Source organism: Massilia sp. AB1, assembly GCF_018119385.1.
In the GTDB taxonomy this organism is placed as follows: domain Bacteria; phylum Pseudomonadota; class Gammaproteobacteria; order Burkholderiales; family Burkholderiaceae_D; genus Telluria.
Genome location: NZ_JAGKSG010000018.1, coordinates 90777 through 103993 on the forward strand (window position 1 = coordinate 90777; position 13217 = coordinate 103993).

Sequence of the window (13217 nt, forward strand, 5' to 3'; positions counted from 1 at the left end):
GGAAACACGTGAGCAAGAAGATGTGGACTGGTGGCGCTGCGATCGCGCTGGCCTTGCTGGCAGCGCCGGCGGCTTTGGCTGACCTGGCGGAACCGGCCGTCCCGGCTGTCGTATCCCCGGCCAACGGCGCCCGCATGCAACTGCGCTGGGAAATGCAACGCAAGCCGGCGGACCAGCAACTGCCGCAGGGCGGCAGCCCGGCGCGCTTCATCCTCACCAATAGCGACCGCCAGCCCCTTCCGGCGGCCGGCTGGTCGCTGTACTTCACCGGCATCGACCGCATGCCGGTCGGCGTCCGGTCGAACGGGCTGGTGCTGGAGCAGGTGGCCGGCGGCCTGTTCCGCCTGCGCCCTGCCGCGGAGTTCAAGGGCCTGGCGCCGGGACAGACCCTGGAATTCGCCTACCGCCACCGCGATGCGGTGTTCATGCCGTCGCGATCGCCGAGCGGACCCTACCTCGTGTACGACGCCGCGCCGGATGCCGGCGTACCGCTACCGTACACGGTCGCCACGTTGACCGAGCCTGCCCAGCGCGGCAAGACCGGCAGCCCGCATTCGGAGGTGACGCCGGAAGACACTTACTGGCGCAATGCGCGTGCCGAGCTGCTGCCGGCGGCCAAGCTGCCGCCAGTCCTGCCGACGCCACTGCGCCTGGAGCCCGGCGCCGGCCGGCTGCCATTGGCGGGCCGTCCCACCATCAACGCCTCGGCGGCGCTGGCCAGCGAGGCCGCGCTGGCGCGCTCGCTGTTCCCTGCGACGCTGGCTGCCGGCGGTGGGCCGCAGCTGCGCCTGCGCGTGGGAGCGGTCGAAGGCCAGGCCTCGCTCGAGGCCTACCGCCTGGCGATCAGCACCTCGGGCGGCATCGACATCGTCGGCAACAGCGCAGCCGGCGTTGCTTACGGGTTGCAGACCCTGCGCGACCTGATGCCGCTGCCCGGCGCCGTGGCGCCGGACTTGCCCGAGCTGACGATCGTCGACGCACCGCGCTTCGGCTACCGGGGCTTCATGCTGGACGTGGCGCGCAATTTCCACGGCAAGGAAACGGTGTTCAAGTGGCTCGACCTGATGGCGCGCTTCAAGCTGAACAAATTCCATTTCCACCTGACCGACGACGAGGGCTGGCGCATCGAGATCGCAGGCCTGCCGGAACTGACCACGATCGGCGCCGTGCGCGGCCACAGCGCCAAGCCCGGCGTGCGCCTGGATCCTGCCTATGGCTCCGGCCCCGATCCGCGCGACCCCCACGGCAGCGGCCATTACACCCGCGAGGACTACATGGAAATCGTGCGCTATGCGCAGGCGCGCCACATCGAGGTGATTCCCGAGATCGAGATGCCGGGCCACGCGCGCGCCGCCGTGCAGGCGATGGAGGCGCGCTATCGACGCCTGAAGGCGGCCGGCAGCCGCGACGCCGCGCGCTACCTGCTCAACGACCTGGATGACCGCTCCGAGTATGTGTCGGCCCAGCTGTTCAACGACAATGTGATCAACCCGGGCCTCGAGTCCAGCTACACCTTTATCGAGCGCGTGGTGAAGGAGATCGCGGCCCTGCACCGCGAGGCCGGCGCGCCCTTGAAGACCATCCACATGGGCGGCGACGAGCTGGCCAACGGGGCCTGGGAACAGTCGCCCGCCAGCCATGCCATGATGCGCAGGCACGGGCTCGAGACCAGCGCCGACCTCTGGGACTACTTTTATGATCGCGTCGACGCCATCGTGCGCAAGCATGGCATGGTCACTTCGGGCTGGGAAGAACTGGCCGCGCGCAAGACGACCCTCGATGGCGGATCGAAGCTGATCCCGAATCCCCGCTTTACCCGCAACGGTTTCATCGCCTACGTATGGAACAACACGGTGGGCGCCGAAGACCTGGCCTACCGCCTGGCCAACGCCGGCTACGACATCGTGCTCACGCCGGTGACCCGCATGTACTTCGACATGGCGCGCAATGCCAACCCCGAAGAGCACGGCGTCAACTGGGGCGGCTACGTCGAACTGGACACGGTGTACGACTTCATCCCCTTCGACATCATGAAGGATGCGCCGGAGGCTGCACGGGTCGGGAAGGACCGCCTGACCGACTACGGCAAGCGCCGTGTGCGCGGCATCCAGGCCAACCTGTTCTCGGAGACGGCGCGCGATCCCGCCCGCATCGATTACCTGGTGATGCCGCGCCTTGCGGCCCTGGCCGAGCGTGCCTGGGCGGCCGATCCGGAATGGGCTGGCGCCGCCGATCCGGTCAAGGCGGCGGTCCTGCACCGCAGCGCATGGTCGGGCTTCGTCAACGCACTTGGCCAGCGGGTACTGCCGCGTCTCGACCTGGAAGGGGGCGCTCTGGCTTACCGCATTGCTCCACCGGGGTTGGTGCTCGACAGCGGCAAGGTCCTCGCGAACCACGTGTTGCCGGGGATGATGCTGCGCTATACCAGCGACGGCAGCGAGCCGACCGCGGCGAGCACGCCGGTGACGGGGCCGATCGCGGAGCGCGGCACGATCCGCGTCGCGGCCTTCGATCGGACCGGCAGGAGAGGGCCGGTCGCCAGCATCGAATCTCGCTTAGAGGCGTTCTCGTTTGCACCACAGCAGGAAGGCGATTGCCGCCATCGAAGGGCCAGTCCGTGATACAGTGCTGGCGCGCGGCATCGTGCGCGCGCACCATATGCAATCGTCAGTTCCTCCGTTCGTCACCGGATCGGCGCCTAACGCCCCCGCCTAGATAGTTCTAGCTGTAACTGATGCACACATAGAGCCCTGTTCCGACAGGGCTTTATATTTTGAATATAGATTCGGGATTCCCCATGGAAATTAAGGTCAACTTCCTCGACAAGCTGCGTCTTGAAGCCAAATTCGACGACTTCACGGTCATTGCCGACCAGCCTATTCGCTACAAAGGCGACGGTTCGGCGCCCGGTCCCTTCGATTATTTCCTGGCTTCGTCGGCCTTGTGCGCGGCTTACTTCGTGAAGTTGTACTGCAATACGCGCGATATCCCGACGGAAAATATCCGCCTCTCGCAAAACAACATCGTCGACCCGGAAAACCGCTACAAGCAGATCTTCAAGATCCAGGTCGAGCTGCCAACGGATATCTCCGACAAGGACCGCCAGGGCATCCTGCGCTCGATCGAGCGCTGCACCGTGAAGAAAGTGGTGCAGGAAGGACCCGAGTTCGTCATCGAAGAGGTGGACAACCTGGACGCGGATGCGCAGGCCTTGCTGACCTTGCAGCCGGGCGCAGAATCGCGCACCTATATTCCAGGCAAGGACTTGCCGCTGGAACAAACCATCGCCAACATGTCCAGCATGCTGGCGAGCTGGGGCATCAAGATCGAGATCGCTTCGTGGCGCAATATCGTTCCCAACGTGTGGTCGTTGCATATCCGCGATGCGCATTCGCCGATGTGCTTCACCAACGGCAAGGGTTCGACCAAGGAAAGCGCGCTGGCATCGGCCCTGGGCGAGTACATCGAGCGCCTGAATTGCAACCACTTCTATGCCGGCGCGTTCTGGGGCGAGGATATCGCCAATGCGGACTTTGTCCATTACCCGAACGAGCGCTGGTTCCAGCCCGGTCCCGACGATGCGCTGCCGGCCGGTATCCTCGACGAGTATTGCGTGGAAATCTACGATCCGGATGGCGAACTGCGCGCTTCGCACCTGATCGACACCAACTCCGGCAATGTGGAGCGCGGCATCGTTTCGCTTCCCTTCGTGCGCCACTCGGATGGCGAGGTGGTGTATTTCCCGTCCAACCTTGTCGAAAACCTGTACGCCAGTAACGGCATGAGCGCCGGTAACACGCTGGCCGAGGCCCAGGTGCAGTGCTTGTCGGAGATTTTCGAGCGCGCGGTCAAGCGCGAGATCCTGGAGGGCGAACTGGCCTTGCCGGACGTGCCGCAGGAGGTGCTGGAAAAGTACCCCCGCATTGTGGCCGGCATCAAGGGGCTGGAAGAGCAGGGCTTCCCGGTATTGGTCAAGGACGCCTCGCTGGGCGGGACGTATCCAGTGATGTGCGTCACGCTGATGAACCCGCGCACCGGCGGTGTCTTCGCCTCGTTCGGCGCGCACCCGAGTTTCGAAGTGGCGCTGGAGCGCAGCCTGACCGAATTGCTGCAGGGACGTAGTTTCGAGGGCTTGAACGACCTGCCGCCGCCCACCTTCGCCAGCCATGCCGTGACCGAGCCGAATAATTTCGTCGAGCACTTTATCGATTCGAGCGGCGTGGTGTCGTGGCGCTTCTTCAGCGCCAAGGCGGATGCCGAGTTCGTCGAGTGGGATTTCAGCGCCGAGGGCAAGAATTCCAATGCCGAGGAAGCCGCGACCCTGCTCGGCATTCTCGAAGACATGGGCAAGCAGGTCTACATGGCGGAGTACGACCAGCTCGGTTCGGTCGCCTGCCGGATCCTGGTGCCGGGGTATTCCGAAATCTATCCGGTGGAAGACCTGGTCTGGGATAACACCAACAAGTCGCTGCTGTTCCGCGAAGACATCCTCAACCTGCATCGCCTGGACGAGGACAGCCTGGAGGCGCTGCTCGATCGCCTGGAAAACAATGAGTTGGACGAGTACTCCGACATCGCCACCCTGATCGGCATTGAGTTCGACGAAAACACCGATTGGGGTCAGCTGACGGTGCTCGAGCTGAAACTGCTGATCAACCTCGCCCTGCAGGAGTTCGAGGCGGCCCACGAGCTGGTCGGCGCTTTCCTCCAGTACAACGATAATACCGTCGAGCGCCGTCTGTTCTACCAGGCGATGGATGCGGTGCTGTCGGTCGTGCTCGACGACGAGCTGGAACTGGACGACTATGTGGTCAATTTCCGCCGCATGTATGGCAATCCGCGCATGGATGCGGTGCTGGGCTCGGTGGACGGCAGCGTGCGCTTCCACGGCTTGACCCCGACCAGCATGAAGCTGGAAGGCCTCGACCGGCACCACCGTCTGATCGACAGCTACCGGAAGCTGCACAAGGTACGGGCCGCATTCGCAGCCACCTCCCGTCGGGAGAAGTAAGGCCAGCGCGGCGGCAGCGCAAGCGCTGCCGCCCGCACCGCATTCACGGCTGACGCGGGAGCCGCGGTGCGCGCACGATGACGACGGCCATCGTCGCGCCGCTCGCCACGTTGCGCGCCACTGGAACCGACGGCTTTGCCTTGGCTTCCGGCAGGCTGTCGAGCGCGAACTTGCCGGCTCCCAGGGTGGCGAGCGTGACGACGAAAATGGCTTCCATGTGCTTGTGGATGTTCATGATGTTCCCCTTCATTGGCTGGTTTCGGAAAGTGCGGAGCGACTTATTGGCCCACGACGTCCGTACAGCATTTGGCGTGCCAGCTTCGCCCGGAATGCGGCTCGCCAGAGGGAAAAAGGGGATTGATCGACGTCTCGGCCCTCGCTGCAAAGTCGGGAGAGAGGCAACACCCCCGCCGCCCAGTGTCGGTTCCCACCCAACACCCTTATCGCCGTACCTCCGCCAGTGAAAAACCGCGGCCCCGGTTGCGGCCTTCGTTCATCGCGAATTCATAGCGCTGGCACATTCCATGCATTGCTAGGAGCGAGCGCCTCTCACCAGCTCACCCACCCAAACCCACATTGAGGAGCAATATCATGGAAACCCTAGTCATCAAAGATCTCGCCATCACGGAGCGCGGCCAGCGCGGCGCCGCCCGTTCGCTGTCGCGCAAGGAAATGAAGCTGGTTCAAGGCGGACGCGCCATCTCGGTCCTCGTCGACGGCCGCCCCGGCGGCGTGGTCGACGACTTCCAGCTGCAGATGGCGATCTTCAAGGGCGACATCGGCGTCCGGGTGGTCTGAGGCGGCTTAGCAGGCATTCACACCACGGGGAAGCCGGCGGTCCACCGCGGGCTTCCCACCGGCATACCAACAATTTCCACGCGCCGGCAGCGGCGGCATTGTATTTCGCCGATCGAGCTGCTAAAACTGAAAGGTGACGCCGTTGGTCGCTGCTTGCCAAGCGGGCTTACGCTCGGGGCAATCGTCGAGCGATCCCGGCTGTCTTTCCGTGCGACGCGAGGACCTCGAGGAGACGTCATGGCAGGAATCGTGCGTATCGACGACGAAGTGATCGATACCGACTACTTCATCAGGACATTGAAGCTCACCGGCCAGTTCGAAGGCCTGGTCGAACAGCTGGTGCGCGAGAAGCTGACCGTGCGCGCCGCGAAAAAGGCCGGGCTGGCCCTGGCGCCGGACGACATCCAGGAGCGCGCCGACCAGTTCCGCCGCATCCAGGGGCTGCACCGCGCGGCCGACATGAACAACTACCTCGACGCCCTCGGCGTCAGCCTGGACGAATTCGAGGACTTCATCACCGAAGGCCTGTACCACGAGCGCATGATGGCCCAGGTGTGCAGCGAGCAGGCCGTCGAACAATATTTCAAGCTGAACTCCCCCAAGTTCGACAGCGTCGAAGTCAGCCACATCGTGGTCGACTCCGAGGGCAAGGCCAAGGAGATGATGTCGGTGCTGGAAGAAGACCCCGACAGCTTCGCGGAGATGGTGCGCGAGTATGGCGTCGGCAACGCGCGCGAGAACGACGGCGTGATCGGCAAGGTCTTGCGCGGCTCGCTGCCGGCCCACATCGAGGCGCGCGTGTTCAACGCCGCCGTCGGCGAACTGCTGGGGCCGTTTCCCTCGCAGGACCGGGAACTGTACGAAATCTATATGGTCAACGCAAAACACCCCGCGGCCCTGGACGAGGACACCGCGGTCGAAGTGCGCCGCCTGCTGCGTGAGGAGTGGCTGGTGGCAAGGGCGCAGGAGCACATTATCGAGGCTTGTTCCACGCGCTGAACCGGCTGGATGCCGCACGTCCCGCCGGCCAGGCGCACCACGCAATTGACGGGGACTCCCGGCAGGCACAAACATGGAATCCATTGCGCCCCAACAGCAATCCTCCGCGGAGTTCCTGTCGACGGTCGAGATCCTGTCCGTCTTCAAGCCTGAGGAGCTGGAGCAGCTTGCCGCCGCGATCGAAACACGGTCCTATGCCTTCGGCGACACCATCTGCAAGGCCGGCGATCCGGCCGACGGGCTGTACATCATCAAGTCCGGCTCGGTGCGCGTGTTCACCGAAGAGCACGGCAAGGAAATCAGCATGGGGGTGCGCAAGGCGGGCGAGGTCTTCGCCGAGATCGCCATGCTGCGCAGCAGCCGCCACGAGATGTCGGCGCGCGCCGCCCTGAAGACCGAGCTGTGGTTCATCCCGCGCACCGCGATCGAGCTGGTGGTCGCGCGCGATCCGGCCGCCCTCGACTTCATCAACAAGGCGGTGGCGATCAGCTCGGCCGGCGGGCTGGTCGCGCGCCTGTTCGACCTGCGCGGGAAAGTAAGCAAGCCGGAGCTCGACGAGTTCGTGCACAGCGTCGGCGTCAAGCGCGTCGCCGCCGGCAAGGAAATCCTCAAGCAGGGCGCGCGCGACGAGCGCCGCCTCTATGTGGTGCGCCAGGGCGAGGTGCGGGTCGTGGTCGAGGACGCCAACGACGAGTACGTGCTGGCAACCCTGGGGCCGGGCGAGATCTTCGGCGAAAAGGCGTGTTTGATGCGCCAGGAACAGCCGGCCTCGGTGGTGGCCGGGTCCGAGGCGACCCTGCTGGTGATCCCGGAAAAGTCCGCCCATTTCATCCTCGAACGCAACGCCCGTTTCCGCGAGGTGATCGAGGACCGCGTCCGTTTCTTCGAGCGCGAACTGCATCGCCAGAAGAAGCTGGCCGAGCGCCGCAAGCGTCCCGTCGTGCTCGACCTGGCTTCTCAACCGAAGTCCGGCGAAAAAGTGATCAAGCGCTTCGCCTGGGTCGAGCAGGCCGAGGAGATGGACTGCGGCGCCGCCTGCCTGGCGATGCTGTGCCGCCACTACGGCATCAACATGACGCTGGGTAAGCTGCGCGAACTGGCCAATGTCACCGCGCAAGGCGCGACCCTGGACAGCCTGGCCAGGGCCGGCGAGGCCCTCGGCTTCGGCACCCGTGGCGTGCAATGCACCTACGACGCGCTGCTCGGCTTCGAGCTCCCTTTCATCGTGCACTGGGAGGGCTACCACTACGTGGTGGTCTACGGCGTGTCGCGGGAGCAGGTATGGGTAGCGGACCCGGCCGTAGGCTTCCGCAAGATGAGCGTCGAGGAATTCGAGCGCGGCTGGAGCGGCACCTGCCTGGTGTTCACGCCGGGCCAGCAGATGGTCCACATGGAGGCGGCCCGTTCTCCCTGGCTGCGTTTCGTCGGCTACCTGCAGCCCTTCCGCAAGATCCTGCTGCACCTGTTCCTGGCCACCTTCGTGATCCAGATGCTGGGCATCGTCCCGCCCATCATCATCCAGAACATCCTCGACGGGGTGCTGGTGCACCAGAACATCGGGCTGCTGCACCTGCTGATCCTGGGCCTGGTCATCGCCACCGCCTTCAGCCAGATCATGACGACGGTGCGCGCCTACCTGTCCAACTACATGGTGCGCAACCTCGACTTCTCGATGATGGCGCAGTTCTTCAAGCACACGATGTCCTTGCCTTATTCCTTCTTCGCCAAGCGCAAGACGGGCGACATCCTCGCGCGCTTTTCCGAGAACCAGACCATCCGCGCCTTCCTCACCGAATCGACGGTGACGACCCTGCTCAACCTCCTGATGGTCTTCATCTACTTCACGATCCTGTTCTTCTACAACGTGAAGCTGACCCTGCTCCTGATCGCCTTCGTGATCCCCATCATCGCGCTGACCGTCGTGGCCACGCCGCGGGTCAAGGAGTATGCGCGCGAAGTCTTCGCCGCGTCCACCGACGCCCAGTCCTTCCTGATGGAAGCGCTGGGCGGCATCGAGACCATCAAGGGCATGGGCAGCGAGCGCCCGGTGCGCCTGAAGTGGGAAAAGAAATACGTCAAGGCCCTGGAGACGCAGTACCGCGCACAGTCCTTCAACATCCTGGTCGGGCTGGCGAGCCAGCTGCTCAACGCCGCCACCACCATCGTGATCCTGTGGGTGGGCGCCACCCTGGTGCTGAGCCGGGAACTGACCATCGGCCAGCTGATGGCCTTCAATGCCCTGATGGCCAGCGTGCTGGGGCCGCTGATGGGCCTGGTCGGGCTGTGGAGCCGCATGGCGGACGCCACCGTCGCCATGGAGCGCCTGGGCGACGTGCTCGACATCGAGCCCGAGCAGAAACCGGCCGACCTCGGCTCGCGCGTGGTCCTCCCCGACCTGCAGGGCGAGCTCAAGCTCGATCGCATGTATTTCCGCTACGGCGCCGACGACGCGCCCTATGTGCTCGAAGACATCAGCATCGACATCAAGCCGGGCGAGCTGGTGGCCATCGTCGGGCGCAGCGGCTCCGGCAAGACCACCCTGGCCAAGCTGCTGGTGGGCTTTTACCCGCCCAGCGAGGGCAAGCTCTTCGTGGACGGCTACGACATGGCCGTGATCGACAAGGACTACTACCGCGCCCAGGTCGGCTATGTGATGCAGACCAACCTGCTGTTCTCCGGCACGATTGCGGAAAACATCGCCAGCGGCGACGAGAGCCCGGACCGGCGCCGCATCGAGGAAGTGGCGAAGATGGCCGACGCGCATGCCTTCATCAGCAAGATGCCGCTGGGCTACGAGCAAGTCGTCGGCGAGCGCGGCCTGGGTTTGTCCGGCGGGCAGGTGCAGCGCCTTTGCATCGCCCGCGCCCTTTACCACGACCCGCGCCTGCTGGTCTTCGACGAAGCGACCTCGGCCCTCGACACCCAGTCCGAAAGCAATATCATGGCGAACATGGAGGCGATCCTGGCGGGCCGCACGGCCGTCATCATCGCCCACCGCCTCAGCACCATCATGCGGGCCGACAAGATCGTGGTGCTCTACGAAGGGAAGGTCGTCGAGCAAGGCCGCCACGAAGAGCTCCTGGCGCGGCGCGGCATGTACTACGAGCTGGTGCAGAAGCAGCTGGGTGCGGCATGAAACTGTTCAATCCGGGAGGGGAGCGCGGCTCAGCGATGTCGTATGCCGGCCTGCTGGAAAAGATCGAGATCATGCGCTCGACCTTGCGCTGGGCCACCAGGATCGAACGCCCCGATATCGAGAAGCTGCTGCGCCAGGCCAATACCTTGCGCGACGAGGTCATGCAGCTCTCGCACAAGGAGCGCTTCGTGCAGGCCGTCAGCAAAGGGACGGGGGACGGCGAAGCGGCCGAAGCGCCGGCCGAGTTGTCGACCGGCGAACGCCGCCAGGCGCTGCTGGCGCGCAGCTTCGTGTTCGAGGGCACCTTCGGCGACAATCCCAAGCTGCTCGACGCGCTCGAGATCGCCGAGAAAGCCGCCCCCACCGACCTGCCGGTGCTGGTGGACGGCGAAAGCGGGACCGGCAAGGAGCTGATGGCCAAGGTGATCCACGCCAATGGTTCGCGCGCCGACAAGCCGTATATCTCCGTCAACTGCGGCGCGATCCCCGACAGCCTGCTCGAATCGGAACTGTTCGGCCACAAGAAGGGCGCCTTCACCGGCGCCGCCAACGACCGCAAGGGCAAGTTCGAAAGCGCCCACAAGGGCACGATCTTCCTGGACGAGATCGGCGAGCTGCCGCTGCCGGGACAGGTCAAGCTGCTGCGGGTGCTGCAATCGCACGAAATCCAGCGCGTCGGCTCGGACGAGACCATCGCCGTCGATGCGCGCATCGTGGCCGCCACCAACAAGAACCTGCGCAAGCTGATCGAGCAGGGGAGCTTCCGCGAAGACCTGTTCTACCGGCTGAGCGTGATCCACGTGACCCTGCCGCCGCTGCGCGACCGCAAGGACGAGATTCCCTTGCTGATCGCCTATTACGGCGACGAAGCCGCCGAGGCGCTCAAGCGGCGGCCGGTGGCGCTGACGCCGCGCCTGCGCAGCTTCCTGCTGCGCTATTCCTATCCCGGCAATATTCGCGAACTGCGCAATCTGCTCTACCGCTTATCCTGCCTGGCCGGGGAAACGGCCGACCTGGCGCACCTGCCGGAGGACATCCGTCCCAGCGTGGCCCGCCCAAGCGCGGCGCCAGGCGTACCCGCGGCCGGGATCTCGCTGGCCGAGGCGAAGCGTGCCGCCAGCGACGAGGCGGAACGCGATTGCCTGGAGCGCGGCCTGCAGGAGGTGGGAGGCACGGTGGCGGAGCTCGCCCGGCGCTGGGACATGAACCGTTCGCACCTGCAGATCCTGCTGAAGAAGCACGGCCTGCACTCAAAGGATTTCCGCAAGGGGTCCTGAAGCCCGGCTCACAGGGCGGGGTTGATGACGGTCCTGTCCGCCGACAAGTCCTCGGCCCGCACCACGACGGCGGTGACGTTGTCGCGTCCGCCGTTGGCCAGGGCCATCGCGATCAGCTCCTGGGCCGCGCGCTCGCAGTCAGCATTCGCCAGGACCGTCGCGATGGATTGCTCGTCGACAGGGTTGCTGAGGCCATCGCTGCAGAGCAGGAACACGTCCCCGTCGCGCACCGCCAGCGGGGCGACATCGATCTCGATCGTATCGGAGGCGCCGATCGCGCGCGTGATCATGTTGGAGCCGACCGCGGCGGCGGCGGCATCCGCGCCGCGCGCCCTGAGCTCCTCGGCCTGGCTGTGGTCGCGGGTCAGCTGCTGCAGGCGGCCCTGGCGGTACAGGTAGATGCGGCTGTCGCCCGCCCAGAGGCTGGCCGTGTCCCGCCCGCAAGCGAGCAGGGCGACCACGGTGCTGCCGATGACGGGAACGTGGCGTTCGTGCGCGCTGCTGCGCAAGGCCTGGTTCACATGGCTCAGGCTGGCGCGGGCGGAGGCAATGAAATCCGCCATGTCGAGGGGAGGGGGCAAGGCGGCGAGCGCATCCACGACGGCGCGGCTGGCCAGGTCGCCGAAAGCGTGTCCGCCCATGCCGTCCGCGACCGCCCACAGTCCGCGCTCGGGCTGAACGAGGTAGGCATCCTCGTTGCGGCTGCGGACCGGGCCGACGTCCGTGCGCGCGGCAGAGGTCCAGTGGAAGGCGCTGTCGCAGCTCATCGCATCGCCGGTTTTCCTTTCCTCCGGGTCTAGCGCAGCGCGTTGTTCACGCTGCTTTCATCCACGACGACATCGAGCGTGGCGCCCGCGCCGGAATTGATCACCGACACCGTCTGGAACTGGTTGATCATCTGGTCGGCGAAATTGTTGATCTGGTAGAAGTTGATGACAGGGGCCTGGGAGGGCAAGCGGTCCACGAAAGGCCTGATCCAGCCGAATACCCAGGGAGCGCCGGCGCCGCGAATGGCCGACATCGCTTCGCGGTCCAGCGGCGTGCTGACGGGAAGGTCCTTGATGGTAATGCTAGCCATGGTGCATCTCCGTGAGAGGGAGGGAGACAGGAGGCCTGTCTCCCCAGTGTAGACCAAGAATGCGCGGTCGTCCGGGCCTTTTTTGCGCTCAGCGCTGGACGATCTTGTTTTCGCCGTCTTGCGACACGTGGCTGTTCACGTGCACGCCGCCCACGAAGGCCGAACCGTTGGCGGTGGCGGTCAGGACTTCCTGCGCCTGGCCCAGGTTCTGGACCGCGGTGATCGAGGAGTCGTGGCGCGGTGCATAAACCAGGTCGCCCAACTGGTAGGAAGGCGAACCCATCTTCCAGCCGCCGCGCACGGCGGCAAGGGTCGGACGGTCGAGGTGTTCGTTGCGCGAGAGGTCGCTGATGATCAAGGTTTTCATGTGCTGCTCCTGAATGAATGGATGGGGATGAGGGTGTCTGGCTTAGAATACGGCCTGGTTGCGGGCCCACAGCGAGGCGTCCAGGTCGATGTCCGGGCCCTTGAAGCCGGCGCCGATCACGCCATTGTTGTTGAGCACGTTGATGCCGATTTGCTGGAACTGGCCGATCTGCTGGTTCACGTTGACATTGACGTTCACGTCCTTGCCGAAGGCATGGCCGCCCCGGACGGACGACATGGCCTGGTGGTCGAGGGGGGCGCTGTGCGCCAGGTCTTGGATTGCGATGGACGACATGGTGTTCTCCTGAATGAATGATGGTGGGACGCTGCGCGGTGGATTGAAGCACCGCGCAGCGGCGGCGATGCCTAGCCGATGATCTTGTTCTGGCCGTTCTGATCCACGTGGCTGTTCACGTGCACGCCCTTGACGAAGGCCGAATCGTTGGCGGTGGCGGTCAGGACGCTCTGGTCCTGGAACAGGTTCTGGGTGGCGGTGATCGACGAATCAACGTTCGGCGCATAGGTCAGGTCGCCCAGCTTGTATTGCGGCGC

12 protein-coding genes are annotated in these 13217 nt (G+C 65.0%); 6 read left to right on the forward strand and 6 right to left on the reverse strand.

From position 1 onward, the window contains the following. The first annotated feature begins 8 nt into the window (after positions 1-8). Together J8847_RS12530 and J8847_RS12535 are read left to right on the forward strand one after the other, a co-directional pair. Positions 9-2621 carry a family 20 glycosylhydrolase gene (locus J8847_RS12530; protein ID WP_373999896.1) on the forward strand — a complete coding sequence of 871 codons (2613 nt, stop codon included), beginning with the start codon at positions 9-11 and terminating at the stop codon, positions 2619-2621. A gap of 176 nt (positions 2622-2797) precedes the next feature. Then, positions 2798-5011 carry an OsmC domain/YcaO domain-containing protein gene (locus tag J8847_RS12535; RefSeq protein WP_211525045.1) on the forward strand — a complete coding sequence of 738 codons (2214 nt, stop codon included), beginning with the start codon at positions 2798-2800 and terminating at the stop codon, positions 5009-5011. A gap of 43 nt (positions 5012-5054) precedes the next feature. On the opposite strand, the gene J8847_RS12540 is transcribed toward J8847_RS12535, so the two are convergent. Next, positions 5055-5246, reverse strand: coding sequence for a hypothetical protein (locus J8847_RS12540; protein WP_211525046.1), 192 nt, complete (start codon positions 5244-5246; stop codon positions 5055-5057). Between the two features lie 356 nt (positions 5247-5602). Between J8847_RS12540 and J8847_RS12545 the strand changes: the two genes are divergently transcribed. The 4 genes from J8847_RS12545 (at position 5603) to J8847_RS12560 (ending at position 11221) form a co-directional block, all read left to right on the forward strand. Further along, complete coding sequence (locus J8847_RS12545; protein ID WP_211525047.1) at positions 5603-5809, forward strand: hypothetical protein; 207 nt, start codon at positions 5603-5605, stop codon at positions 5807-5809. Between the two features lie 237 nt (positions 5810-6046). Continuing rightward, positions 6047-6808 carry a peptidylprolyl isomerase gene (locus J8847_RS12550; RefSeq protein WP_211525048.1) on the forward strand — a complete coding sequence of 254 codons (762 nt, stop codon included), beginning with the start codon at positions 6047-6049 and terminating at the stop codon, positions 6806-6808. A 73-nt stretch (positions 6809-6881) separates the two neighbouring features. After that, positions 6882-9944 carry a peptidase domain-containing ABC transporter gene (locus tag J8847_RS12555; protein ID WP_211525049.1) on the forward strand — a complete coding sequence of 1021 codons (3063 nt, stop codon included), beginning with the start codon at positions 6882-6884 and terminating at the stop codon, positions 9942-9944. Beyond that, positions 9941-11221 (forward strand): sigma-54-dependent Fis family transcriptional regulator, encoded by a 1281-nt coding sequence (locus J8847_RS12560; protein WP_211525050.1) that lies wholly within the window; start codon positions 9941-9943, stop codon positions 11219-11221. Before J8847_RS12555 ends, J8847_RS12560 begins: the two co-directional genes overlap by 4 nt. Positions 11222-11229: 8 nt before the next feature. Here J8847_RS12560 and J8847_RS12565 read toward each other — a convergent pair whose 3' ends face one another. The 5 genes from J8847_RS12565 to J8847_RS12585 all read right to left on the reverse strand — a co-directional run. Continuing rightward, entirely contained in the window at positions 11230-11988 is a 759-nt protein-coding gene (locus J8847_RS12565) for a PP2C family serine/threonine-protein phosphatase (protein ID WP_211525051.1), read from the reverse strand. Between the two features lie 29 nt (positions 11989-12017). After that, on the reverse strand, positions 12018-12299 hold the full coding sequence (locus J8847_RS12570; protein WP_211525052.1) for a hypothetical protein: 282 nt from the start codon (positions 12297-12299) through the stop codon (positions 12018-12020). A gap of 88 nt (positions 12300-12387) precedes the next feature. Next, positions 12388-12666, reverse strand: a complete 279-nt coding sequence (locus tag J8847_RS12575; protein WP_211525053.1) for a hypothetical protein — start codon at positions 12664-12666, stop codon at positions 12388-12390. 42 nt (positions 12667-12708) lie between these two features. Further along, positions 12709-12960: a hypothetical protein gene (locus J8847_RS12580; RefSeq protein ID WP_211525054.1), complete on the reverse strand. Its 252-nt coding sequence runs from the start codon at positions 12958-12960 to the stop codon at positions 12709-12711. Positions 12961-13031: 71 nt separating this feature from the next. Continuing rightward, positions 13032-13217: hypothetical protein (locus tag J8847_RS12585; protein WP_211525055.1), on the reverse strand; the 186-nt coding region annotated here is incomplete at its 5' end.

What these genes read in the sequence shown, in the direction of transcription:
- J8847_RS12560 (WP_211525050.1), top strand. Translation starts at nt 9,941, where the DNA reads ATGAAACTGTTCAATCCGGGAGGGGAGCGCGGCTCAGCGATGTCGTAT.
- J8847_RS12575 (WP_211525053.1), bottom strand. Translation starts at nt 12,666, where the DNA reads ATGAAAACCTTGATCATCAGCGACCTCTCGCGCAACGAACACCTCGAC.
- J8847_RS12550 (WP_211525048.1), top strand. Translation starts at nt 6,047, where the DNA reads ATGGCAGGAATCGTGCGTATCGACGACGAAGTGATCGATACCGACTAC.
- J8847_RS12545 (WP_211525047.1), top strand. Translation starts at nt 5,603, where the DNA reads ATGGAAACCCTAGTCATCAAAGATCTCGCCATCACGGAGCGCGGCCAG.
- J8847_RS12535 (WP_211525045.1), top strand. Translation starts at nt 2,798, where the DNA reads ATGGAAATTAAGGTCAACTTCCTCGACAAGCTGCGTCTTGAAGCCAAA.
- J8847_RS12565 (WP_211525051.1), bottom strand. Translation starts at nt 11,988, where the DNA reads ATGAGCTGCGACAGCGCCTTCCACTGGACCTCTGCCGCGCGCACGGAC.
- J8847_RS12555 (WP_211525049.1), top strand. Translation starts at nt 6,882, where the DNA reads ATGGAATCCATTGCGCCCCAACAGCAATCCTCCGCGGAGTTCCTGTCG.
- J8847_RS12570 (WP_211525052.1), bottom strand. Translation starts at nt 12,299, where the DNA reads ATGGCTAGCATTACCATCAAGGACCTTCCCGTCAGCACGCCGCTGGAC.
- J8847_RS12580 (WP_211525054.1), bottom strand. Translation starts at nt 12,960, where the DNA reads ATGTCGTCCATCGCAATCCAAGACCTGGCGCACAGCGCCCCCCTCGAC.
- J8847_RS12540 (WP_211525046.1), bottom strand. Translation starts at nt 5,246, where the DNA reads ATGAACATCCACAAGCACATGGAAGCCATTTTCGTCGTCACGCTCGCC.